We start from the raw sequence: 24,270 nt of genomic DNA, 5'->3' as shown, positions 1-24,270 counted from the left end.
GCTCTCGCTTCAAGCAAGGCGAAGAGAGGGAGTTTACTGCGCCGTATACCCGCCATCGATCACGACCGCCTGGCCGGTGATTCCTTTCGCTTGTTCGCCTGCCAAAAAGAGAACATAATGGGCGACTTCTTCAACGGACAAGAGCCGCCGCTGCGGCACGAGCGGGTAAATCACTTCCTCGAGCACCTTCTCAAGCGGCACCTTTCTCGTCGCCGCCAAATCAGCGAGCTGATTGCGGACGAGTTCTGTGTCGACATACCCCGGACAAAGTGCGTTCACCGTAATGCCGTACGGTGCCCCTTCTAGCGCCGCCACTTTCGTTAAGCCGATCACCCCGTGTTTTGCGCTGTTGTAGGCGGCTTTTCCGGCAAACCCGATCAATCCGTTAATCGACGCCATGTTGATAATGCGGCCGTAGCGCTGCTCCTTCATCAGCGGAAACGCATGCTTAATGGCCAAAAACGGGCCGACGAGCATGACGCGGATCAACTGCTCGAACTTCTCGGTCGGAAAGTCTTCAATATTGGCGACATATTGCAAACCGGCGTTGTTCACGACAATATCGAGACGCTCCCACCGTTTGACCGCTTCATGGATCGTTTGTTTCACCTCTTCTTCCGCCGTCACATCACACTTGACGCCGACGGCCTCGCAGCCTAGCTGCCGCAACGACTCTGCCGCCTGTTCCACCTCTTCCTGCTTCAAGTCGGCAAGCACGACGTTCACGCCGTTGGTTGCCAACGTTTTCGCCACTTCATAAACGATCCCCCGCGCCGCTCCGGTGACGAGGGCTGTGCGATGCGCCATCATTCCCCTTCCCCCTGCTTCATCTGGTTATACACCTCATCATACTGCTTCGCCAAGTCAAAATCGAGCTTCGTCAGCCCTTTCGCCCGCCATGAGGACAGTTTCACTGTAATGAGCTTGTAGTCGATCGAAATGAACGGGTGGTGGTTTGTGTTTTCCGAAATCGCGGCGATTCGCCGAACGAACTCGATTCCTTGCAAGTAGTCTTGAAAACGGTATTTTTTCACAATCCACCGCTCATCGACCAGCTTCCAGCCGTCCGCTTTTTCAAGCAGTGCTTGCACTTCCTCTTCCGTTAACCGCACCGTTATCCCTCACCCTCTATATTTTGAAATATGCCAGCCAGCGAAACCGTCAAATCAGCGAACAAAAACGAGACGAGCACATCGCCTTCGCCAAAGACGCTCCGCTTCTCATACCCTTTTTCGCCGCGGCCGTACACTTCCACCGTTCGATGCAGCGGATCCACGATCCAATATTCCTTGACGCCAAACTGTTCGTACAACATATACTTTTCGTTTCGATCTTTCAACGCTGTACTTGGCGAAAGCACTTCCACTACCAAGTCAGGCGGACCATCGCAGCCTCGGCTGCCGATTTTGCTTTGATCGCAAATGACCGAGATGTCTGGCTGCACGACATGCTTGGCTTGTTCATAGTCGGCCTGTTCATCGAACCGCACATCAAACGGCGCCATGACAACCGCACATCCTTTTTCGCGAAAAAACGCTCGCAAAGCGACATACCATTCACCGACGATCGACTGGTGGACAAATGAAGGGGCCGGTGCCATGTTGTAAGGTACGCCGTTGATCAGCTCCCACCGTCCGTCCCACTTGACATAATCTTGATACGTATACCGTTCCTTTTGCCGCTCAGGCGGCTTCACGTCCATTCCCCCATCCGCTTGCTTTGCCCTTATTATACCATCGGACATCCGCGGCCGTCATACAACTCAAGAGCTTGCTCCTCAAAAAAAAGAGCCATCCGATCGAGATGGCTTTTTCGCAAAATACTCGTTTTAAGGCCGCAAACTCGCCAGTTGCTCGGCAAGCCGCAAATAAAAGGCGCGAATATTAAATGACGGATTCGGGTCAACGCCGATGACTTCCAAATGGTCGACGTTGTACGTCCCCATATCATTCCAAACTCCTTTTTTCAACGTCCCGTCATACGGCACGATTCGATCGTTTGATCCACGCTTCGGACCGTTCATCGAAATGGTATTGACAATGCCGTCGTTCCCAAGCCAATGGCTGTCAATGCCAAGCGCCGCATTGCGGTACGAGCCGAGAAACGGGGCGCAGACAATCGCGCTGAATGCGTTCATTCCAAGTTCGGGATAATAGTTGCCTGTCAGAGCTCCTCGATACGTCCGTTCGGTAGAAAAGCTCAAATAATACGTATTCGGGCTGGCTTTCACCCATCGATTCAACGTCTCAGCCCCGGGAACGGATAAATCGTAGCGGGCGGTATCGGTCGATGTCCAGACAGGGGAGCGCTTGAGCCGTTCAAAATAATGGTCGAACGATTCGCCTGGCTCGCGGCGCAGCCCCCATTGGTCGAGCTTAAAATCGTATATTTCGCTTGTGTACGGCGCGTTGCTGGCGACAGCCGCCGCTTCCAGCACCGCTTTTTGCAAGTCAAAAAAGCGATCGGTGAAATCAACCATGTTGACAAGCGTCGTTCCGTCATGAGGGGTGGCGATGGTCGTCACGCTCAACACAAAACGATGTCCGCCTTCAAACAACGGCGACAACGACACGTTGTGCTCCTTGGCGTACTCCCGCTCTTCTTGGCTTCCGTTCTCTAGGAGCGAGACAAGCATGCGGGCCGTCTGCCCCCCTTGGCTGTGGGCGATGATATGGATGCGGCCACCCCTTTTCAATTCCGGCAACAGGCCGGGATAAGTGCGGCCAAACCGCGCATGGCCGTGCTTTGCCGCATGGGCTGCCCCATAATCGACCGTCCCGCCGACAAGCTGAGCATACGCTTCACACGCCCGGTCCCAGTTGCTCGAGAGCGGTCCGACCGCCAGCGTATAAGTTCGATAACCGTTGTCGTTCAGCCATTGTTCGATATCGCCGCGCACGCCGCCCCAATACTTGAATCCAAGCATTTCCTCTCGCCCCCATCCGGTAAACCCATGGAGAAGCACGATGGGTGCATCATTGGCGCGTGGAGATGCCGCTTCCGTCCGCCCTCCCGGGACCGATAGGCCGAACACAAACCATAATCCGAGCAACACAAACATAATCCGACAGCATTTCATCACGCTCTCCTTCTCCTCCCCTCGAATCGACTGAACCCCTTTATTCCGAATTACCTGAATATTCTATACTAAATAATCAGGCTATTCAATCCCGGCAATTGTCGGGTTTTCTGATGAGGGAAAGAGAAAAATGCACTTTTGTGCCGTCATATTTCGTTTCTCGCCGACAGCGAGAGGGTGATGCACTATGTCATGGCAGCGTTCCATCACGCCCTCGTACGGATAGTTGGCTAATCCACAAACGGCCCGAACTTTTGCTCGTAATGGGCGAGCGCCAACAACGGAAAAATGTAGCGGTAGCTATGGTAATGGATGTAAAAGGCGCCCGCCATTCCTTGCCCAGCGGGATACGAAGCCGTCCAGTCCGGATGGCGGAGAAGGCGAATAAGGGCGCGAACGCCGGCTTTCATTTCCGCGGTCGGACGCTCGGCGGCGGCGATGAGGGCATCAAGCGCCCAGGCGGTATGGACCGGCGTGCTGGCGCCAAGCGGCACATACATCTTGGCTCCGTCGCTTTTGCATGATTCCCCCCAGCCGCCATCAGCATTTTGGATGCTTAAAAGCCAATGAACAGCTTTTTGCATCGCCGGGTGATCGATTGGAACGCCGACAGCCGAAAGCCCCGTCACCGCCGCCCATGTGCCATACACATAGCAAATCCCCCAGCGCCCATACCACGAACCGTCGGCTTCCTGATGGTCAAGCAGCCAGTCGACGGCGCGGGCGACGGCGGGGTGGTCTTTTGTTAATCCAGCGAACGTTCCGAAATATTCAAGCGTCCGTCCGGTCAAATCGGCTGTTGATGGGTCCATCAACAAAAACTCCGCCCCTTCGATCGGCAAATACCGCCAAAACCGTTTGCCGACATTCTTTTCAAACGCCGCAAACCCGCCGTCATCGTTTTGCATCGAAAACAGCCATCGGTTCGCCCGATCCCATGCATGGCGAAACGCCGTCTCTTTCGCTGCCGCCCGGCGGATGGCGCGCAGCGCAGCGGTCGTATCGTCAACGTCCGGGTTCATCGTATTCACATCAGAAAATCCCCAGCCGCCCGGTATACCGTACGGGTTGTGCACCGCCCAGTCGCCATAGCGGATATGCTGGCGCGACAACAAATAGCGGTTCGCTTTTTCAATCGTCCGGTCCGTCAAGGGCACGCCCGCTTCTTGCAGCGCGTAGCTCGCCAACGCCGTGTTCCAAACGGAAGCGGTCGTATATTGCATATGCGTATGCCCATCGATTTCGGTCCGCAGTGAGCGCAAACCGCGGATAGCCCGCTGAATATACGGATCATCTTTCGGATAGCCGAGCGCGAGCAGCGCAAAAATCAACAAAAACGTCGAGCTGAAATAGCTGTACAACGTTCCGTCTGGCTCGATATGATCCAACATATAACGGACGGCGCGCTGTTCGGCGGCATGATGCAGCTGGTCCGGAAGTCCGATGAGAGATCGCTTGATGTACGACCATAGCGATCGGCTTTCAGGCAGCCGCCAGTCGTTGCGGGAAACAACCAAATCGGACAAGTCTGGGCTTTTTGCCGTCCTCCGGCTGTACCGTCGCTCCGCGGCGACGAGAAGCGGAATCATGTTCGCTCTTCCGTACACGGAAAGGTCATACATATTGAGCGGAAACGACGGGGGGAGAAGGAAAAAGGCAAGCGGCAGCGGAAACCGTCTTGGCCACGGGTGCTGTCCGGTCAATGCGAGCATCACTTTCGTAAACAAGTGGACACGCTCTAGGCCGCCCATTTCCAAAATGCGCGCTTTCGCCTTTTGCATATGCGGGTCGTTTTTTTTCCGATAGCCGGAGTAAAGCAGGGCGTAATACGCCTCGGTTGTCGCCGTCACGTTGCCGTCGCCTTCATCGGCAAACAGCTTCCACGCCCCATTCGGGTCCTGGCGGCTTTCAATACGTTCGACAAGCGCTTGAATCAACGGTTCATCATGTATTCCGAGCGTCCGCAATAAAATGATCATATAGGCATCGGTGGAAATACCGGTTTCAAACGGAAACCGCCACGATCCATCAGCCGCTTGCGATTGCTTGAGCGCATCGATGAGCACGCGCCGTTCATCGTCCACTATTCATCGCCTTCCTTTTTCGAAAATCTGCTTCTTTCCATATTTATTCGATTCGCAAACCCGCGATGCGCCAAGAGGGGGATTCATCATGCGCTGCCGAAAATCAAAAACCTCGTCTCTTCCCCTTTCTCTCGTCGATCTTTATCGGGAGCTGAAGAAAAAGAGAAAGAAAGAAGCAACAACGATATCAGAACGCGATCTGACGGCCAAAGAGCAGCAGCTCATCAGCCGCATCCAGGCGATGACGGCGGAACAAAACGAAAACAATGTCACCCGGACAACGGCCTATCTCGATTTTTACTTGCGCCATCGCGAAATTCATTGGGCATTTTTAGGGCATATGGTGTCGCGCAACGGCGGCTGGAATATGACCGACTTAAAAGGGGAACTGCTCATGAGGCTGCTCTCGGAAGACGACCGGCAGTCGTTTTTCGCCTTTTTGGAGCGCGGCAATTGGCTCATTTTTCAAGACATTTATCCACAGTTTTTGTTGTATGAGGAAAGCAAAAAGCGGGGAGAGCCGTTATTTTATTTATTGCCATGGCTTGGCGTCTCAACGTTTATGGAAACGATATGGCGCCATTTTTGGCGCCACGGCGACCCGTACACGCTCGCCATCGCCTTAGTCGTGAACGAACAAAGCTATTTGGAATCCCGCGTCATTCAACATCCTGCTTTTCGGCAAACGGTTTTTCAGACGCTGGAGTTTAAACTGCAGGAACTACTCTGCTTCAACCATATTTTGTTTCCGCATGACGACGGCCGGGGCGGCACCGCCTTGATCGGCCAAACACTCCACGAGTTTGAGTCGCTCCATGAACGCATTTTGCTCGGCAAACGGCTGTACTCGATTTTGTTTGACGATGAAGAAACATTGGAAAACGCTGTGCGCTGGGCGGTGCGCCATCCGCACACCGGCTCGCGCAAAGACTATTGGCCGCAGCTGTTTAACGACGTATGCGAATCGTTTCCACGGGAGCCGTACCGCCGCCGCATCCGCGATTGCCGAATCGTTCCCGGCGCCCCGCGCCTATACAGCCCGCAGCTTCGTCACGCGTGGAAAAACGTCGTCCATGAAGCAGCCGAACCCGGCGATTGGTTTACCGACCCGCACGTTGTCGGCTACCTTGTCAAACCGGAACGACCGACGAATGGAGAGATTGTGGATGCCTATTGTGAAACGCTCGAAAAAATGGAGCTGGCGATCATCGCCAAACACGCCTTCTTTCATGCGCGCTAGCCGCCGCGCCTACGTGGCTTCAGCGCTGCTTGCGTCTTGGACGGGGACGTATTTGGATTTGTATTTCGTGGGAAAAGGGCTGTATGCGTTCCCGAAACGGCCCTTTCCTTCTGTCTTTTCGATCGATATTTTCTTTACGGCCGTCGTTCTTCCGCTCGGCACCGTCTTCTTTCTTGCCCTCATGGAGCGGCTTAGCCGCCTTGGGCGCATGGGGCTCATCGCTGCATTGTCGGCATTGGCGGCCGCATTGGAGGCCAAAGCCGAGACGTACGGTTTGTTCACCCACACGGCCGAATGGAGCCATTGGTATTCAGTTGCCGGTTACGGTCTTTTTCTTTCAATAATATGGGAATTTTACCGCCGATTCCAAACGGTGGACTAGCACGAATGGCGCATAAAGGCAATGGCAGCGAGCAACGATAACGGGGAACAAACCGAAAAGACGAGCAGCTGCCGGATAGGAGGAATCCGATTGAGAAGAAAAAAAGCCGCATTCCTTTGCTTGGCTGTCATCGCCGCCAGCGTTGCCCTCATCGCCCAACCGGACACGGATGGAAAAGCATCCAAAACGGGCGGACGGGCCGTCATAACGATCTACTTGGCAGGCGATTCGACCGTCGCCGCCGCCCCCCGCTCCCGCGCTCCCCGGGCCGGATGGGGTGAAATGCTCGATGATTGGTTTGATGACAACGTCATGGTGAAAAATATGGCCGCTTCCGGCCGCAGCGCGAAAAGTTTTGTCGAGGAGGGGCGGTTGGCTCGCCTGTTGCATGAGATGAAAAAAGGGGATTACTTGTTCATCCAATTTGGCCATAACGATGAAAAGGTGAACGACCCGGCGCGCCACACCGAGCCGTTCACCACCTATCAGGCATATTTGAAACAGTATATTGACGGCGCCCGCGCCAAAGGGGCGACTCCTGTCCTCATCACCCCGGTCGAGCGGCGGCGCTTTTCCGCCGACGGACGAGCGCTCGATTCCCACGGGCCTTATCCTGCCGCCATGAAAGCGCTGGCGAAACAAGAGCACGTGCCGTTTATCGATTTGACGGCGAAAAGCAAACAGCGGTTTGAACAGCTCGGTCCGGAGCGGACGAAACGGTGGTTTTTATGGCTCGCACCGGGCGAACATCCCAATTACCTGAACGGCATCAGCGACAACACCCACTTTCACCAGCGAGGGGCGAAGGAAATCGCCCGGCTCGTCGTGGAAGGAATTGTCGAACTCAACCTTCCTCTTCGCCGCCACCTCATTCGTTCGCCATACGAGACCGTTCAGCCAGGCGGTCACTAGACCGCCTCAGCGACGAAACACCGTGACACCGGCAGCGCCTCGCCTGCTTTTTCCCGCCCCCGTCCCACCTAGGGCGGGTGTGTGCTCCCTTTTTACTCCCGCTAGGCGCTGTCCGACAGCCGGCATACCGCCTGCCTCTCTACCGGGCGCTTCCGACGTATGGCGCTCTGCCGCTCGTTGGTGAATGGTACGTTTTGTTCAACAAGCGGTGGTATATGGACGCGAGCACTTGTTGAAACAGCATGCCGAGAACGACCGGCACGCTGACTGCCGGCGGAAAATACGTCATCGCGAGCACCGCGCCGGCGCTGATGTTGCGCATCCCCCCGGTAAACGTCAACGCGATGATGTCCGCCGGGGCAAATCTGAGCCAACGGGCGGTCATCCAAGAAAGAAAATAGCCAGAGCTTGCGATCGCCAAGACAAGCAGCGCCATGAAAAACAGCCGGGCGTCAACACGGCCAAAATACGGGGCGACGACTGCGCTGTTGATCATGACGACAAGCGCCAGCGCCAGCTTGGAAAACGGGGACAGCACCACCGCCAGCTGCTCGTTCGCTTGAGCAGACAGCCGTTCGCCCACGAACATGCCGGCTAGTGACGGCAAAATAATCATAAAAAACAAGCCGAGCATCATCTGGCCCACGTCGAGCTCGACCACGCTTCCGGCCAATACAAGCAACGTCAGCGGCACAACGATGGGCGATAAAAACGTATCAATCAAAATGACAGAAAGGGCAAGCGCCAAGTTTCCGCGGCCGAGCGACACCCAGATAAAGCTTGTCACCCCGGTCGGAATAGCGGCCGCCAACACAAACCCGATCACCGTCCAACGGTCGCTGCCAAAAAACAGATGTCCAAGCCCAAACGCCCACAGCGGGATGATGAAATGGAGCAGACATAGCGCCGCAGCGATCGGGCCAGGGTGAATGAGCGCCTCTTTCAAATTGGCCAAACGCAAGCGCAAACTGCCGCTAAACGTCATCAACGCAAACAGCCACGGCACAAGCGCGGCATAGCCGTGCAGTTCGTCCGCCAGCCAGATGCCGGCCGCCACGCTCGCCGGCGTAAGAAACGGCAGCGCCTTCTCAAGCCGACGGTTGATCGATTGCCACATCGGTTTCATCTCCCTGTCTCGCCATTCAAGGGCTCTTTTGCTATGCCTACACCTCCCCCATTATACACCGTAATCGCCCCATTGGAGCGACAAATTTTCATGAAACCGATGGACAACGGTTGACCAGCCAGCTCCTTAGGCTATTTCGCTGCTTTTCCCCCTCACCATTCAGCAACAAAACGACATCGCCTCGCTTCACATCATACAGCCCAGTCATTGCTTTTTCCATCCGTTCAAGCCTTTCTTTGTTCGTCCATGCGCCACACAATAATACAAAAAGATTCCAACTCTCTAGCAGCTGGACATCGGTCATTGCCGATAAACGATTGCATGCCGATGCTCCTCTTTTTGCAATTCACCGACAGACACCAAATATTCCAAATGCGCCAATGTCTCAGCCACTGCAAACCGCCATTGGTGCACGGTCAGCGGCTTATGGCCGAACACAAGATGGGCCACTTCATAGGCGGTGCGCCCCGATGTTGCTAGCGTTTTCATTTTTTGCAACCGTTGTTCGTGGTGGCGGAAAATGTCGCTGATCCGCTCGCGAAATTGGCGAATGACCGCGCCATGGGCAGGAAGAGCCACATCCACCTCCAGTTCCTCCACTTTGCGAAGCGAGGCAAAATATTGCTCGAGCGGATTTGGATAAGCGCCGGGCCATACACTAATGTTCGGAGTAATGCGATCAAGCACATGATCTGATGCAAGCAACTGGCGCGATTCCGGCTGATAAAAGCTGATCAATCCATCGCTGTGCCCCGGGACCGGGATGACCGCCCATCGCCGCTGCCCCAGCACAATTTCCGAACGATCCAAAACGGTTAGCACCGGAAACGGGCTAACGCGCAACGACAGCTTCCACATGCTCTCCTCAATGTCCGTTACCAACTCATCCGGCACACCATGGCGGCGAAACATGGCACCCACTTCGCTCGCCTGAACGCTCTCTTCCCCCCACACTCGTTCCGCCATCGCATAATCCGGCTCGCTGATCCAGACAGGCGCCTCCGTCTGCTGTTGCATCCACCCAGCCAAGCCAAAATGATCCGGATGAAAGTGAGTGATGTAAATGGCCTGAACATGCCGCGGTTTGATTCCAAGCTGCCGAAACACTGCTTCCCAAGCGCGAATCGCCTCTGGATAGCGAAAGCCGACGTCAACAATGCTCCATCCATCCGCTTCCCGACCTACGTAACAATAGACATACTTCATCGGAAATGGAACTGGGATTGGAACGCGGTACATTTCATCTCCTATCCACTCCATTTCGATCTGCGTCATCCATTCTCCCCCCTTTTTTGCATCAAATCTTTTTTCATGTACCAAGAACGCTTCACTTTTATTTTATATTTCTGAATATTTAGTTAATAAAAATATTATGCTACAATCTTCTATCTTTTTCAACCTTCAAAATCATTAGGACAAAACAAAAGGGTGCCCATCCATCATTTTGGAACACCCTTTTCCATGATCCCATCGGTCATCCAATACTATCACAAGCGGCTACATCTCATTACTTTTGGATGATTTTGCAGGAAAATCCATTGCAGCAGGCTGCATCGTTCCCATCCGCCGGCTCATCCAGCGGTTGAGGCCGCGAATCACGTTTCGCATCGGTCCTTGCGTCATCGGCGCCATGCGTCTCCCTTGTCTCGCCCCCAACATCGCGGCTGCCACCGCTCCTAAGCTTACGCTGACGAGCGTCCAAATGGCGTTATTGTTTCTTCGCCGTCTAACAACCCCCAACCATGGATTCCACAACCCGCGGCCGCGCTGAACGCGGAACAGACGGAATAAGCGATCCATTGTACCTCCACCTCCTTTTGCTCGACAGCTCCCGTTCAACGGTTAGCATACGTTGCCTCTAAAAAGTCATACGTGGAAAACATTAGATGTAAACAGGGAGGGTGTTCTATATAAAAATTTCCATATATTTCACTATTTTCGTCCCTTTCATGTTCCTATATACTGAATTCGTATATACAAACAAACGGAGGTCACGACATGAAAAACATCGTTCCTTTTGCTTTGGCCGCATCCATAGCCACTGTATGGCCAGCTTCAGCGTTCGCCATTGAACGCAACGATCCAGCTTTAGAGCAGTATTTAAATGAAGCAGGGATCACAGTCGAAGAGCTGGAAAATTATTTGGACTATGAAGGCTATTCGCTCGATGAGTTTGACAGCGTGGACGAAATGCGCCGTGAGTTCGGCGAGCCGCTCACGGAAGAAAATTTAGCTCAGTTGCTCGCCAAACACGGATTGACCGAACAACAGCTTCGACAAATGCTCATCGACAATGGAGAAATGGAAGAGTCACAGGCCATTACTGATGTGTTTTTATTTTACAATGATCTGGAAGAATATATCGAACTGTTTAAAGATTACTCCGTTCCAATCACGGATGAAACGCTGGCCGCCTTTCTAAACGAACGCGGAATGACAAAGGAAGAGCTCATCGCCCTTCTTGATCGGCACGGCGAATCGTTGGCCGATTACCACTCGATCGGCGAGCTGAAAGATATCGTCGATTATTATCGAAATTTGACGCCGTTGACCGAAGAAACATTAAACAAATTTTTACAAGAAATTGGCATGACGAAAACGCAATTGGAAAAACTGCTGTCTAAAAACGGCGATTCGCTTGACAATTATGCGACGGTCGAGGAACTGTCGGAGACAGTCATCGACTACTTGCTTCCGGATTTAGACGAGCTTGGTTTGACGGACGCAGAGTTGGAAAAGCTCTATAACCATTTTGAATCGCTTAATATGGAAGATCCGCAATTCGCCGAGAAAATGGAAGAAATCGGCCAACGGCTTGAGGCGATCGGTGCGTACGATTTTACGAGCGTGACGGAGCTATCGCCAACGCAAATCGCTGAGATCGCCAATGTATGGACCGACCTGCTTTCCACATTTCAGCTGGAAGCGAAGTTTTATTTGACAAAAGGTGGCGAGAAAAAGCCGCTCAGCCTGTCGACGCTGCTGACAATGGAATCAGCGAGCGGCTACGATTTGCTTGTTGAAATTTACAGCACTGACGGCGAGCTGCTGGCTGATTTTGTCGTGACCGAAGAGATGTTTGCCTCCGACCTATTCGATGAAATCGGCGAAGACTTGCAACAGAGCGGCCAGGCAGCGAAAATCGAAAAAGTGGTGAAACCGGCGCCGCCGAAACCGCTGAAGCGGACCGAAGCCGGAGCGAAACTGCCGAAGACGGCATCCCCGTATGCCGCTTATATGCTTTTTGGTTTGACCTTAATCGGTGCCGGCGCATTCCTTGTCCGCTTCCGCCAAGGAGCCGAGGCGAAATAAATGAACCGGAAACGGCTCGTGCGCTTTTTTGGAGCAAGCTTGATCGCAGCAGGAATCGCCGTAGCCGCCGTTAGCGGCTTGAAGTGGAAAAACGGCTTGGAGGCGGTCAAACCGCTGTCTGTTGAAATAGAGAGACAAACAGGCGCTGCGCCGATGCAAATCCAAAGTTCACTCTACCCAAAACAGCCCAAAATCGGTGAACAAATCGGCGAACTCATCATCCCGAAGCTCAACATGAGCCTAGCGATTTACCACGGTACAGATGAAAACGAGTTGGAAAAAGGGGTCGGCCATTACGCCGGCAGTGTCCTGCCAGGAGAGGCGGACAACTGCGTGCTTTCTGGCCATCGTGACACGGTCTTCCGCCGTCTTGGCGAAGTCGGCCAAGGCGATCTCTTGATCGTCCGTACGTCCGCCGGCACATTCACCTATAAAGTGCGCAAAGTGCGCATCGTCGACGCCGACGACCGGACGGTCATCGTTCCAAAGCCGAAAGCGACACTCACCGTTTCCACGTGCTATCCGTTCCGCTACGTCGGCCCTGCTCCGCAGCGGTACGTGCTCGTCGCCAACTTAATCAATGATCGCTCTTAACCTTGCAAAAAGCGAAAGGATGGCCGAAACAAGGGCCATCCTTTTTTACTTCACTTCGTACGCGGTCCAAGTCGGCTTTTTGATTTTCGCCGACAGCGAGACAATTTTCCGTTTCACTCGGGCTGCTTCCCCTCCCGCTAACGGCATCGGCTGGTAGTTGTTCCTTGTCGTCACCGATGAAATGCGAAATGGGATGACGCGGATTTCTTTTTTGGCCGTCCGCTTGCCGTTTTGAAAAGAGAACACTTGCTGAAAGACAAACGTATCTTTGTCGCTCGGATTTTTGTTTCCGCCGAACATAAAATTGCCGAGGCTGTAGACGATGAACTTCCCTTTATACTCCTCAATCCCTTGAATGACATGCGGATGATGGCCGACGACCAAATCGGCGCCGCTGTCAATCGCAAAGCGGCCGAGCGCCTTTTGCGTGCTGTTTGGCACATAGCTTCGTTCCACTCCCCAATGGAAATGGACGAAAACGATGTCGGCTCCTTGTTTCCGAAGCGTGCGAATATCGTTGGCGATTTGCTTGCGCAACGTGCTGGTATTGCTCCAACCTTCATAGCCGAGCGCCCCGACTTGAATGCCTTTGACCGTTTTCATGAGCCGAAGCGTACGGCCGAAATAACCGATGTTTTCCTTTTTTAAACTGGCAATCGTGTCATTGTATCCTCGTTGCAAGTAATCGTATGTATGATTATTGGCCAGATTCACCGCCTCAATGCCGCCATAAGTTAAGATTTTCGCATAACTCGGGTGGCCGCGGAAACGAAATTTCTTGCTTGCCTTCCGCGTCGAGGTCGTCAGCGGCGTTTCCAAATTGACGGTCGTAAAATCATCTTTCTTGAAGATCGGCTCAATGTATTTCGTAAAATAGCGCAATCCGTGCTTTTTCACTTCTTCATCAAACGAATACGCATAACCGTAGTTTTCATCACGCCCAAGCGTCACATCGCCCGCCGCGCTGATGGTGATGCGCACTTCGTTCGGGTTCGGCGCCGCTTGTTTGGCAGAGGCTGACGCTATCGCCATCTTATCGATCGGACTCGGCAGCGGTGGATGCTCGATTGTTTGCCCCGCCAGTTCGTTTGGCGCTGCCAGCACTTCCTCGACGCCGCGATCAGCCGCATTGCTGCAGGAAAATAAAAAGACGGACGCCATACACATAAGCGCCGCATTTCTTCCCTTGATCCATGCGTTCATATTCCCTCTCCTATCAATCTATTTTCTTCAAACTACCACAACTTCTGCTAATGACGTATTCAACACACCCCCTATTTATCCCTTTTCTTTTCCTCAATTTAGGAGTGATGACCTAGCCAAGCCATGATATAATGAGCTTGTAGGCGTTTCCTCTCCTATTTCCACATCTTGGACTCCTCACGTTTCATGGTTGAAACGCCCCGAGTGAATCCCATCTCGATAAGGAGGTTTCTTCATGGAAGAGCTGTTGCGGCAGTTAACCACACTTGTTCAAGGACTTGTCGATGACATGTCCGTCCTGAAGCAAGACATGCAAACGGTGAAGCAAAAATTGGGTCAACTTGAACAACGGGTGGACAAACTTGAGCAACGGATGGACAAACAGGAAGAAGAGCTGCGCTGGCTGAAGGAGCAGATGAAAGAAAACACGGACATGATCAAAGCGATCCGCGACAATCAACTCGAACAGCGCAGCATTCAAGACGGCATGCGCCATGAAATCGCCAGCCTCCGCGGAGAAATGGCCGGCATTCGCGAGCAGATGGCAACAAAAGACCAGCTCTCCCGACTTCGCGAGCAAATGGCGACAAAAGAAGACATCTCCCTCATTCATCAGCGGCTTGATTATCAACTTGGCCGCATCGCGAGAGTGGAGGAGGAGATGCATTTGCTGAAGAAAGCGGATTGACACTCCACACGCTTAAAGGCATTTAGAGGGACTATTAGAAGTTCTTGTCAAGTCCTTACTCTACTCTATAATATGTGTACTTCCGCTAGTTATTTTGTTCGGTATACCAATCTCCTTATTGATAGACTACGTATTACAAAGAATAAATCAAATGAATCCTCCTATATCATTTCTCCTGCATGCTATAGCCTATTTTATTGCCGTAATAATATATTGGGTGATCAATTTTGGAGTAGATAAAATAATATATATAGGGGAGCCTGAAATAGCCTATAATGTATTTTTATTTGTGTATACCCCTTGTGTTTTTTGGATTATAACATACTCAATAAAAAAGCAATATTTAAGAAAATAAAATCGATACAACTTACATTTCGCACCCTACAGTTTGGAAAAAATTATTTATTTGATTTTTTAGAATAACTTTCCGATCAACACGATTAGCGATGGCAATCTTTTTTGCCATCGCTAATCGTTCTGTATGACATTACACGTAAATGCCCTTGTCCATGCCTGGTCCTTGCAGAACCCTTCACTGATTAAGGAGATCGGTTTCCCGAACGAGCATTGGATTTGCCTATCCGGCAGCTCCACCTGGACGCTTGTCCGGTTGGTCAGGTCAGTTTCCGGCCTCCTGCAACAACCGATTTGTCTCTTCCGCCGCCTGATCGAGCGCGTTTTGCGGATCGATTCCTTCGTACAACCGTTCCATCGCTTTCACGACATGTTGCCGAGATTCAGGGAAGACGGTGATGAGCGCCCCTTGGGTAGCAGGGGTTGATTTTGTTTCATGCAGCTGATCCACCGTCACTTTTAATTGTGGGTATTTCGCCCACTCCTCTTTGACGAGCGGCTCATCGTACGCAGCCGGGTTAATGGCAAAATACCCTGTGCGCACATGCCACTCAGCTTGGACAGGAGCGGTTGTCAAGTATTTCATGAACTCCCACGCCGCTTTTTGCTCCTTTTCGCTGCTTCCTTTCATCATCCAGAGCGAAGCGCCGCCAATTACGACGCCTTGACGTTCCACGCCATCCGGGACAGGCAAATACGAAACGCCAACGTCAAATGGCGAGTTATCGATCAACGTTTTTACACCAGCGGACGAATCCAAATACATGGCGATTTTTCCTGCTTGGAAGGCGGCGCGCATGTCGTCCCAGTTTTGACCGGCGTTGTAAAACGTGCCGTCTCGGTACATGTCGCTGATCAGCTCAAATACGCACTTCCCCTCATCTCCATTGAATACTGCTTTTGTCGCATCACTGCTCCGTCCATTGTTGTTGTTCACATACAGTCCGCCTTGTACGGCCACCATTTCTTCAAAAAACCAGCCGTAGTTCAAAATCGAGAATCCGTACCGTTCGGTTTCTTTTCCTTTTTTCTTTGTCAGCTTTTTCGCCGCTTCCTTCAACTCGCTATAGGTGAGAGGCGGTTTTTCCGGATCAAGCCCGGCTTCGCGGAACGCATCTTTGTTATAAATGAGTACAGGGGTGGATGAGTTAAATGGCATCGAGTAAATCCGCCCGTTCACGGTATAATAATTGACAATGTTTTTCTCCCATTGTGAGACATCATACTTGTCTTTATCGATCCACGTTTGCACTGGAACAATCTTTCCACTGTCGATCATATGCTTTGTTCCGACTTCAAACGTCTGCATGATCGTCGGGGCGTCTTTTGTCCCTGCTGCCGCATTCCATTTCGTCAGCGCCTCCTCATAGGTGCCTTGAAATACTGGCTTCACCTCAATCTCTGGATGGGTTTGGTTAAAATCAGCGACAATGTCATTTAAGACCGGCTCCAAATCCCCGCTCATCGAATGCCAAAACACCACTTCTGTTTTGCCTCCCGCCGCTTCGCCCGCATCTTCGCTTGAGCATCCCGCGGCAAATCCAATAAACATTAAAGCTAAGAAACTGGCTAAAACCTTTCTCATCTTGTTTCTCCTCCTCGCTATTGAATCGCTCCTTGCATAAGCCCTTTTCGCAATTGCTTCTGTCCAGCAAACAACAGCAACAAAGTTGGAAGCATCGCGATAACCGCCGCTGCCATAACGACGCCCCAGCTGCTGGCGATCTCTTGCGTCTGCAGCTGCTTGAGCCCGATCTGCACGGTGCGGACACGGTCATCGTTTGTAACGAGCAGCGGCCATAAATACATATTCCAAGCGTCCAAAAAACTGTAAACAGCCAGCGTCACCAAACTCGTTTTTGAAAGCGGCAGCACGACGCGGCAAAAAAAGCGGAAATTCCCCACCCCAGACAACTGCGCCGCCTCATACAGCTCGTGCGGAATTTGCTTAAACTGTTGCCGCAATAAAAAGATGCCAAATGCCATCGCCCAAAACGGCACGATGAGTCCTGCGTAATGGTTTGTCCAGCCAAGCGCTTGGATGGTCAAAAAATTTGGGATCACAGTCGCTTCCCACGGAACGAGCATCGTGGCAATGCACACGTAAAACCACCGATCCCGACCGGGAAAGCGGAGAAACACAAAAGCGAAAGCGGCGAGACTTGACACGATGAGGCGCCCCACTGTAATCATGAAAGCCACAAAAAAGCTGTTCCATAAATATCTCCCAAGCGGAGCCTGTTGAAACGCGGCCTCATAATTGACCAATGTCCCCTTCTCAGGCCATAGGCGTCCTGACAAAATAGCGGCTCCATCCATCAAACTCATCAGAAGAGCATAAGCCACTGGAAACAAGATGACAACCGAGCATAGGCATAACAACACATAGTGAGCCGTTGCCCGCGCTATTTTCATTGGTAGTGCACCTTCCTCTCAGCAAACCGAAACTGCAAAAACGTGACGATGGCGATGATGAGAAAAAGGACAAGGGCTTGCGCGCTCGCGGAACCAAACTGATAGTTGACGAACGCTTCCCGGTAAATCGCGTAAACGAACACATTCGTAGCCTCCACCGGCCCGCCTTTCGTTAAAAAGTCAATTTGTCCAAACGTTTGCAGCGCTTGAATAAGCGAGACCGTCGTGACAAAAAACAACGTCGGCGACAACAGCGGCACAGTCACTGTCCACAACTGTCGCCAATAGCTCATTCCAGCGATGCGGGCGCTTTCGTACAAGGATGGATCGATGTTTTGCAGACCGGCCAGCAACAATAAAAAGGTCAGTCCGATATTCATCCAAATCGTCGCCGCCGCCACCGCATACAATGCCGTGTCCTGGTCAAGAAGCCATGAAACAGGAGTCCCGCCGATCGCGGACACCAAACGATTGATGATCCCGATCGCCGGATTGTACATAAACATCCAAATCACCGAAGCGACTCCCACGCTCATCCCCATCGTAGAGGCAAAAATCGTCCGAAAGATCCCGATTCCTTTCCGCGTTTCATGAGCGAGCAACGCTAAACCGAACGAAACGGCGACCGTCGTCGGGACAGTGAGCACCGCAAATAGAACCGTCGCCTTCAAACTATGCCAAAACGATGCATCTTGAAGAAGAGCAACAAAATGCGCCAAACCGACAAATTCCGTCGGGTGCCCTTGATAATCGGTGTGAAACATGCTTAAATACATCGTTCTCCCCAACGGGTAAAAGAGAAACACGCCAAACAGTAGAAGCGAAGGACAAAGATACACCATCCCTTCCAACCACGATTTTATTGCGGCCTGCCGCGCCTCCCGCTTCGTCCGGACCGACCATGGCGCTGGGGAGGGAACCGTTGAAACACGCTCATTCATTGGTGAACCCGCACCTCCTCCCGCTTGATGGGCGGGGCTCCAATTCGCTTTCCAGACGCATCGAAAAACAGGAAATCCTGCTCATCAAACGTCAATGGCACCACTTCTCCCAAACGGATGCGCCATTGTCCATTCCATCGTGCTGTCCAATAAAGATTTTTTGCCAACTCAAACGTCACTAACGTTTCATTGCCGAGCCACTCGACATGGCTGACTTTGACGGCCATAGATTCTTCTCCTGATTCCGCCGGCTCAATATGTTCCGGCCGCAGTCCGACGATCACCCGTTCAGCCTTCGGCAAAGAACGACGCAGAAGACGGATGGGCCGCTCGTTTTGCAATAAGAGCGAATGTTCCAGCACATGCGCTTCCGCCAAATTCATCGGCGGTGTTCCAATAAATGAAGCGACAAACGTGTTATCTGGGCTATTGTATACATCAAGCGGACTGCCGATTTGTTGCGGACGGCCGTCATGCAAAATCATCATCCGATCAGCCATGGTCATCGCTTCCGTTTGATCGTGAGTGACATAAATAACGGTCATGCCGAGCTGACGCTGCAAGCGTCGAAGCTCGCTCCTCATTTTCGCACGCAGCTTGGCATCTAAATTGGAGAGCGGTTCATCCATCAAACAAAGCGGAGTCTGCGCGACAATCGCTCGCCCTAAGGCAACGCGTTGACGCTGCCCCCCTGACAATTCCCGCGGCTTCCTATGCAGCACATCGGTCAATCCAAGCAATTCCGCCGCTTCCATGCAACGTTTCACTTGTTCTTCTTTCGGCACCTTTTGCGCCTGCAAGACAATCCGCATATTTTGCTCCACCGTCAAATGGGGATATAGCGCATAATTTTGAAAGACCATCGATAACCGGCGGGCGTGAGGGGGCCAATCATTCGCCACTTGTCCATCGATCAATACATATCCTGATGTCAGCGGCTCAAGGCCAGCGATCAGCCGCAAAATCGTGCTTTTGCCGCATCCCGATGGGCCGACAAGAACAAAAAACTCCCCTGATTCAATCGCGACATTCACATTCTCGACCGCGCTCTTTTTGCCTCCATACGATTTCGTCACCTCAACCAGCTCAAGAAACGCCATCCGCTTTTCTCCCCTTTCCTCTTTTTCTATTCCATCGTAATCCATTTTTGTAAACACCATCTGAACTTATTTTTTGATTTATGTAAATATTTTTTGAATAAAAAAAGAAGCTCTGCCAACGCAGAGCATCCTGTCACAGATTTGTAATCTTTTGGATCATCTGTTTTCCCTGTTGATACAAACATCAGCGTGATATTAACGAACGCCCTTCATGAGCCGCTGAATGCTCGGGGCGAGCAAAAACAAGATGACGCTTAACACAACCGCCGCCCCGCCGATCGTGCCGAAATAGGCCGTTTCGTTTTCGGGCGTATAGAAGCGCACAAGCTGAGCGTTGATCGCTTGCGCGGCGGCGTTCGATAGAAACCAAAGGCTCATCGTTTGCGCTGAGAAAGCGGCAGGGGCAAGTTTCGTCGTCGCCGACAGGCCGACCGGGGACAGGCAAAGCTCCCCGAGCACGACGATGAAGTAGCTTAACACGAGCCAAATCGGATGGACAAGCCCTCCGCCGCTCAAATGCCCCGGCACGAGGATAACGATGAACGACAGGCCGGCGAACAACAAGCCGAGCGCGAATTTTTGCGGGATCGTCGGCTGCCGTTTGCCAAGCTTCACCCACATCCACGCGAACACCGGCGCTAAGAGGATGATAAACAACGGGTTCAGCGATTGGAACCAAGCCGGTGAAAGGTGAATGCCGGCGACATCCAGCTGTGTCCGCTTGTCCGCATAGTTCGCCAAAATGGTCGATCCTTGTTCTTGAATGGCCCAAAACATCGCTGAAGCGATGAACAACGGAATGTACGCGATCACGCGCGACCGCTCTTCAGCCGTCGTTTTCGGGCTGCGGTACATGACGACAAAATAGATGATCGGGATGATGATGCCTAAGATGCCGACAAGAGAAATAAACGTTTCCACAGTGAACCAGCCGTTTGGAATCAAGATGGCTAGCAGCACGGCAATCACAACCGCCCCTACGGCCATGATGGAAGCCGCTTTTTTCTTTTCCGCTGGCGTCAATGGATTCGGCACATACGTCCCGGCCAACCCGAGGTTTTTCTTTCTTGTCGCGATGAAGACAATCAATCCGAGAAACATCCCGACGGCCGCAAGTCCGAAGCCGAGGTGGAAGTTATACTTCATCCCCGCGGTACCGACAACAAGCGGAGCCAAAAAGGCGCCAAGGTTAATCCCCATGTAAAAAATGCTGAATCCGGCGTCGCGGCGGTCATCGCCAGGCTTGTACATATCGCCGACAATGCTCGAAACGTTCGGTTTTAACAACCCAGTTCCCAAGACAATGAGCGCCATGGACACAAACAGCGCCGCCACCCCGCCTGGAATCGCCAAGGCGATATGACCGGCCATAATGAGAAGGCCGCCGTAAAAGACCGCGCGCGACGTGCCAAACACCCGGTCAGCAAGCCAACCGCCAATGATTCCGGACATGTACACCAGCGCCCCATAAATCGACATAATCGCGAGCGCCAGATGCTCATCAAGCCCGAGCCCGCCTTTCGATACTTCGTAATACATGTAGTACACTAAAATGGCGCGCATGCCGTAGTACGAAAAGCGCTCCCAAAATTCGGTGAAAAAGAGCGTAAACAGCCCTTTCGGATGGCCGAAAAAGCCGCGCTGGGGAACGCTGGCAGCGATTTGTTGCTTGTCAATGGATGACATAACCACTACTTACCTCCTTTAAATTCTTTTAATATAATAATTCATTATGTTTATATTGTCAAAAAATTTTTGTATGATTTATAGTAAGGTAAATAAAACAATAATATTAAGAAAAATAATATTATTTAAATAAAAATTCCAAAAAATATTTCTCCCTTTCCGTTTTCTTCGTTATAGGAAAAACCTTTTTCCTCTTTTCGTTGATCATGTATAATCAATGGAAGGGAATCGTCGTTTCCCCAACAGCACCATTTCCTCTTTTCCATCTCATCTGCATCTTTGTGTTCACCGCAATTGGTACATGAATCGACGCTTCTTTTAAGGGAAAAGATATCGTGCATTCCGCTCCTTTCCGTCCCCGTGCAAAATGTGTTATACTGATCATGACACAGTTCACCAAATGAAGGGGATGTGGGGATGCTATACCCGTATAACGGAAAACGTCCGAATGTTCATGAAACCGCATTCATTGCCCCGGGAGCCTATTTGATCGGAGACGTCACCGTCGGTCCGGAATCGACCATTTGGTTCAACGCGGTCCTGCGCGGAGATGAAGGGCCGATTACAATCGGCGCCCGAACGAGCATTCAAGACAATACGACCTGCCATTTGTACGAAGGGTCGCCGCTCATTGTTGAAGATGAAGTGACGGTCGGGCATAATGTGATCCTTCACGGCTGCACGATCCGCAAACGGTCGATCATCGGCATGGGGTCGACGATTTTGGATGGGGCCGAAATCGGTGAAGAATGCATCATCGGCGCCAACACGTTGATTCCGTCCGGCAAAAAGATTCCGCCCCGCTCACTCGTCATTGGCTCGCCTGGAAAAGTGGTGCGTGAACTGACGGACAAAGACCTTGAGCTCATCCAGCTGTCGATTGATACATACGTGCAAAAAGGAAAAGAGTATCGCGAACAGCTGGCCGATCATCGGTAATAACGCCTTGAACGCTCTCCCACCTACGCTAAACGCTTAAAGGTGGGAGATTCTTGAGAACACCCGCCTCACAGCAAGCTGTTAACCAAGCCATCCCCGCCCACTTCAAGTGGGGGGGCTTCTCGCATAGCCATCAAGTTAAGAATTTGATCTTTTTTCAGCGCCAAAAACATGGTATCCTTTCTAACGAAAATCATCGTTGGAAAGGATTGTTTTTTGATGGCAAAAAAGATGAAGGCATGGATAACAACGATTCGTCAACTCTTCTCCTCTGAAGAACTGACCCGTCTGGCACGGAAAGTCGGATTCATTCAGCGGCAGCGTTCATTAACAGCGGAAGCCTTTCTGACGCTATGTGCTTGGGGAGACGGATCGCTCGCCTGTCAGTCGCTTCAGCGGTTGTGTGCCGATTTGGCGCTCTGGCATGATTGCTCTCTCTCGAATGAAGGACTGAATCAGCGGTTTACGCCTCGTGCCGTGGCGTTTTTAAAAGAGGTCTTGCCTGTATGTTCCGCGTCTGATTTTTCGCCGTCTCACGGCGGAAGAATGGGAAAAACGGCTGGCGTATGTGCGGAAAAAGGAAAAAAAGAAAGGGAAGGCGCTGTCACGCCAAACCCTTGAACAAAAGAAATATCACATCTTACTGACCAATTTACCACAAGAATCGTTTGATGCGCAACAAGTTTATGAGCTGTATTCGCTGCGCTGGCAAGTGGAGCTGTTATTTAAGGGCTGGAAATCCTTATTTGACCTTGACCGTGTCAAAAAGATGAAGAAGGAACGATTCGAATGCCACTTATATGGGACATTGATTGCCATTTTAGTCACGCAGACTCTTCTGTTCCAAGCCCGAAGGTATTGGCATCAACGGGAGGGAATCGAGATCAGTGAATGGAAGCGCTTAATATCCTCCAATCGTATTGGCATCGGTTTCTTTTGCATCCCCAAGCGATGGAAACCGCCCTTCCATCTCTCCTGTCTCTGTTAAGGAAACACGCGAGGAAAGACCGAAGGAAAGGAGAGGAAACGGTATCGGATCTTTTAAAGAAATTGGGGATATGGTAGTGTAGGTTATGGATATAAATGCCTGGCATGCCCAGCATTTGGTTTTCTCTTCATCCTTTGATTGATTTTTCGAACATGCGTATCATCCTAAAAAATTTTATACCGCTAACTTGACGGGTATGAGGTCCGCCCCTTCTTCAAGCAAACGAAGCGCCACTTTTTTTCCGACTTTTCCGAGCCCTTGGATGGCATACGTTTTGCCATGCAAATGCTTGCTGCCAAACACAACATCGTTCGTCGCCTGAATGCCGTAAACAACGCCCTCGGCCGTCGGCACGGATGAGTCGCCGCTTCCGCCATACGCTTCCGGAGCACCGACGATGCAATTCGTCTCTTTCATGGCGTGCACGAAATCGTCCGGCGTCGTCCCCATATCGGTGCCTGTGTAAAACCGGCCGCCTAATGACTCGACAAACTGGCCGAACGCACGAAACAATTCCGGCGATTTGTCTTTGCGCGGGTCGCCGATGATCACCGCTTTGCCGCCGCCAAAATCGACATCGGCAGCCAAGCATTTATACGTCATCCCTTTCGACAGCCGCAGCGCATCGGCGAGCGCCTCTTCCGTCGTGGCATACGGATGCATCCGACAGCCGCCGAGCGCCGGCCCAAGCGCGGTGCTGTGAATGGCAATGATCGCCCTTAGGCCAGTCGCTTCATCGTGGCAAAACACGACCTGTTCGTGTTCGCGCATATGGAAAAACAAATCGAAGCTTTGCGACATGTTTGGCGATAACATGACCTTCATCGCGTCCCCTCTCCTTTGCTTCACCGCTTGAAAGCGTTTTCAAGTTAATATAACAAAAAATATTATTACGTTATAATAACGTCATACTATTTTTATAGTAACGATGTTGGTTACCCGTGTCAACCCTCTGCCAACCCATTTTTCATCGCCAAAAAAAGACGCCGTTTGACAGGCGTCTTTCGTACATCAGCGAAACAGTTCGGACAACGATTGCCACTGCGTTTTCGCTTCCGTCATCATTTGTTCAAACAGCTCGGCCACCGTCGGCACGTCATCGATGAGGCCGGCGATTTGCCCCGCGTTGGTGAACTACCCCCACTTAATTTTCTAGCGAAAATTTGAAGTGGGGGCTTCCAAAGAAGTTTGACTGCTTCAAGCAATCCTTATTCTTTGAGGCGTGTC

General features: G+C 51.8%; 23 protein-coding genes and 2 pseudogenes. 9 read left to right on the top strand and 16 right to left on the bottom strand.

Annotated elements, in window-relative coordinates; translation table 11 throughout:
* Positions 1-33 precede the first annotated feature (33 nt).
* The 5 genes from CV945_RS01585 to shc all read right to left on the bottom strand — a co-directional run bounded on the left by CV945_RS01585 (position 34) and on the right by shc (position 5,166).
* Positions 34-810: a 3-hydroxybutyrate dehydrogenase gene (locus CV945_RS01585; protein WP_100658993.1), complete on the bottom strand. Its 777-nt coding sequence runs from the start codon at positions 808-810 to the stop codon at positions 34-36.
* The gene (locus CV945_RS01580; RefSeq protein ID WP_014196047.1) at positions 807-1,112 is read right to left on the bottom strand and encodes a 4a-hydroxytetrahydrobiopterin dehydratase; all 306 of its coding nucleotides are present in this window, start codon (positions 1,110-1,112) and stop codon (positions 807-809) included. Before CV945_RS01580 ends, CV945_RS01585 begins: the two co-directional genes overlap by 4 nt.
* Before the next feature lie 2 nt (positions 1,113-1,114).
* Positions 1,115-1,702 carry a Uma2 family endonuclease gene (locus CV945_RS01575; RefSeq protein ID WP_100658992.1) on the bottom strand — a complete coding sequence of 196 codons (588 nt, stop codon included), beginning with the start codon at positions 1,700-1,702 and terminating at the stop codon, positions 1,115-1,117.
* A 126-nt stretch (positions 1,703-1,828) separates the two neighbouring features.
* Positions 1,829-3,079 carry an esterase/lipase family protein gene (locus CV945_RS01570; protein ID WP_100658991.1) on the bottom strand — a complete coding sequence of 417 codons (1,251 nt, stop codon included), beginning with the start codon at positions 3,077-3,079 and terminating at the stop codon, positions 1,829-1,831.
* 230 nt (positions 3,080-3,309) lie between these two features.
* The gene (gene shc / locus CV945_RS01565) at positions 3,310-5,166 is read right to left on the bottom strand and encodes a squalene--hopene cyclase (protein ID WP_060788778.1); all 1,857 of its coding nucleotides are present in this window, start codon (positions 5,164-5,166) and stop codon (positions 3,310-3,312) included.
* An 85-nt stretch (positions 5,167-5,251) separates the two neighbouring features.
* Here shc and CV945_RS01560 point away from each other — a divergent pair, with 85 nt between their 5' ends.
* The 3 genes from CV945_RS01560 (at position 5,252) to CV945_RS01550 (ending at position 7,697) form a co-directional block, all read left to right on the top strand.
* Complete coding sequence (locus CV945_RS01560; protein WP_060788779.1) at positions 5,252-6,403, top strand: DUF2515 domain-containing protein; 1,152 nt, start codon at positions 5,252-5,254, stop codon at positions 6,401-6,403.
* Positions 6,393-6,785, top strand: a complete 393-nt coding sequence (locus CV945_RS01555; protein ID WP_015375075.1) for a CBO0543 family protein — start codon at positions 6,393-6,395, stop codon at positions 6,783-6,785. The genes CV945_RS01560 and CV945_RS01555 overlap by 11 nt, the downstream gene beginning before the upstream one ends.
* A 90-nt stretch (positions 6,786-6,875) precedes the next feature.
* Positions 6,876-7,697 (top strand): rhamnogalacturonan acetylesterase, encoded by an 822-nt coding sequence (locus CV945_RS01550; RefSeq protein WP_082825793.1) that lies wholly within the window; start codon positions 6,876-6,878, stop codon positions 7,695-7,697.
* A 139-nt stretch (positions 7,698-7,836) separates the two neighbouring features.
* On the opposite strand, the gene CV945_RS01545 is transcribed toward CV945_RS01550, so the two are convergent.
* The 3 genes from CV945_RS01545 to CV945_RS01530 form a co-directional block, all read right to left on the bottom strand.
* Positions 7,837-8,814 carry a bile acid:sodium symporter family protein gene (locus CV945_RS01545; protein WP_095859484.1) on the bottom strand — a complete coding sequence of 326 codons (978 nt, stop codon included), beginning with the start codon at positions 8,812-8,814 and terminating at the stop codon, positions 7,837-7,839.
* Positions 8,815-9,123: 309 nt separating this feature from the next.
* On the bottom strand, positions 9,124-10,098 hold the full coding sequence (locus tag CV945_RS01535; protein ID WP_100658990.1) for an MBL fold metallo-hydrolase: 975 nt from the start codon (positions 10,096-10,098) through the stop codon (positions 9,124-9,126).
* A 222-nt stretch (positions 10,099-10,320) separates the two neighbouring features.
* Positions 10,321-10,623 (bottom strand): hypothetical protein, encoded by a 303-nt coding sequence (locus CV945_RS01530; protein ID WP_100658989.1) that lies wholly within the window; start codon positions 10,621-10,623, stop codon positions 10,321-10,323.
* Between the two features lie 198 nt (positions 10,624-10,821).
* On the opposite strand from CV945_RS01530, the gene CV945_RS01525 reads away from it, so the two are divergent.
* Together CV945_RS01525 and CV945_RS01520 are read left to right on the top strand one after the other, a co-directional pair.
* Complete coding sequence (locus CV945_RS01525) at positions 10,822-12,135, top strand: processed acidic surface protein (RefSeq protein WP_100658988.1); 1,314 nt, start codon at positions 10,822-10,824, stop codon at positions 12,133-12,135.
* Entirely contained in the window at positions 12,136-12,729 is a 594-nt protein-coding gene (locus CV945_RS01520; protein ID WP_033009519.1) for a class D sortase, read from the top strand.
* 45 nt (positions 12,730-12,774) lie between these two features.
* Here the strand turns inward: CV945_RS01520 and CV945_RS01515 are convergent, their stop codons facing one another.
* The gene (locus CV945_RS01515; protein ID WP_100658987.1) at positions 12,775-13,932 is read right to left on the bottom strand and encodes a CapA family protein; all 1,158 of its coding nucleotides are present in this window, start codon (positions 13,930-13,932) and stop codon (positions 12,775-12,777) included.
* Between the two features lie 235 nt (positions 13,933-14,167).
* Here CV945_RS01515 and CV945_RS01510 point away from each other — a divergent pair, with 235 nt between their 5' ends.
* Positions 14,168-14,620 carry a hypothetical protein gene (locus CV945_RS01510; protein WP_100658986.1) on the top strand — a complete coding sequence of 151 codons (453 nt, stop codon included), beginning with the start codon at positions 14,168-14,170 and terminating at the stop codon, positions 14,618-14,620.
* A 619-nt stretch (positions 14,621-15,239) separates the two neighbouring features.
* Here the strand turns inward: CV945_RS01510 and CV945_RS01500 are convergent.
* From CV945_RS01500 to CV945_RS01480, 5 genes are all read right to left on the bottom strand, one after another.
* On the bottom strand, positions 15,240-16,559 hold the full coding sequence (locus CV945_RS01500; protein ID WP_100658985.1) for an ABC transporter substrate-binding protein: 1,320 nt from the start codon (positions 16,557-16,559) through the stop codon (positions 15,240-15,242).
* A 17-nt stretch (positions 16,560-16,576) separates the two neighbouring features.
* On the bottom strand, positions 16,577-17,389 hold the full coding sequence (locus CV945_RS01495) for a carbohydrate ABC transporter permease (RefSeq protein WP_020756023.1): 813 nt from the start codon (positions 17,387-17,389) through the stop codon (positions 16,577-16,579).
* A complete protein-coding gene (locus CV945_RS01490) occupies positions 17,386-18,330 on the bottom strand; it encodes a carbohydrate ABC transporter permease (protein WP_100658984.1) in 945 nt (314 codons plus the stop codon). Before CV945_RS01490 ends, CV945_RS01495 begins: the two co-directional genes overlap by 4 nt.
* Positions 18,327-19,430, bottom strand: coding sequence for an ABC transporter ATP-binding protein (locus CV945_RS01485; RefSeq protein ID WP_100658983.1), 1,104 nt, complete (start codon positions 19,428-19,430; stop codon positions 18,327-18,329). The genes CV945_RS01490 and CV945_RS01485 overlap by 4 nt, the downstream gene beginning before the upstream one ends.
* Before the next feature lie 195 nt (positions 19,431-19,625).
* Positions 19,626-21,116: a peptide MFS transporter gene (locus tag CV945_RS01480; protein WP_021322411.1), complete on the bottom strand. Its 1,491-nt coding sequence runs from the start codon at positions 21,114-21,116 to the stop codon at positions 19,626-19,628.
* Between the two features lie 417 nt (positions 21,117-21,533).
* Here CV945_RS01480 and CV945_RS01470 point away from each other — a divergent pair, with 417 nt between their 5' ends.
* From CV945_RS01470 to CV945_RS17425, 3 genes are all read left to right on the top strand, one after another.
* Positions 21,534-22,055, top strand: coding sequence for a gamma carbonic anhydrase family protein (locus CV945_RS01470; RefSeq protein ID WP_100658981.1), 522 nt, complete (start codon positions 21,534-21,536; stop codon positions 22,053-22,055).
* Between the two features lie 219 nt (positions 22,056-22,274).
* Complete coding sequence (locus CV945_RS17430; RefSeq protein WP_232721954.1) at positions 22,275-22,676, top strand: hypothetical protein; 402 nt, start codon at positions 22,275-22,277, stop codon at positions 22,674-22,676.
* On the top strand, positions 22,624-23,043 hold the full coding sequence (locus CV945_RS17425) for a transposase (protein WP_227412594.1): 420 nt from the start codon (positions 22,624-22,626) through the stop codon (positions 23,041-23,043). The genes CV945_RS17430 and CV945_RS17425 overlap by 53 nt, the downstream gene beginning before the upstream one ends.
* Positions 23,044-23,241: 198 nt before the next feature.
* Here CV945_RS17425 and CV945_RS01460 read toward each other — a convergent pair.
* Positions 23,242-23,868: pseudogene (locus tag CV945_RS01460) on the bottom strand (Glu/Leu/Phe/Val dehydrogenase dimerization domain-containing protein); the annotation flags it as partial.
* 186 nt (positions 23,869-24,054) lie between these two features.
* A pseudogene (locus CV945_RS17420) lies at positions 24,055-24,177 on the bottom strand (NAD(P)H-dependent flavin oxidoreductase); the annotation flags it as partial.
* Positions 24,178-24,270: the final 93 nt, after the last annotated feature.

The sequence above is a fragment of the Geobacillus sp. Manikaran-105 genome (assembly GCF_002809955.1).
In the GTDB taxonomy this organism is placed as follows: domain Bacteria; phylum Bacillota; class Bacilli; order Bacillales; family Anoxybacillaceae; genus Geobacillus; species Geobacillus thermophilus.
The sequence above is the reverse complement of the archived record's forward strand: the minus strand, read 5'-3'. Positions and strand labels throughout refer to the sequence as shown.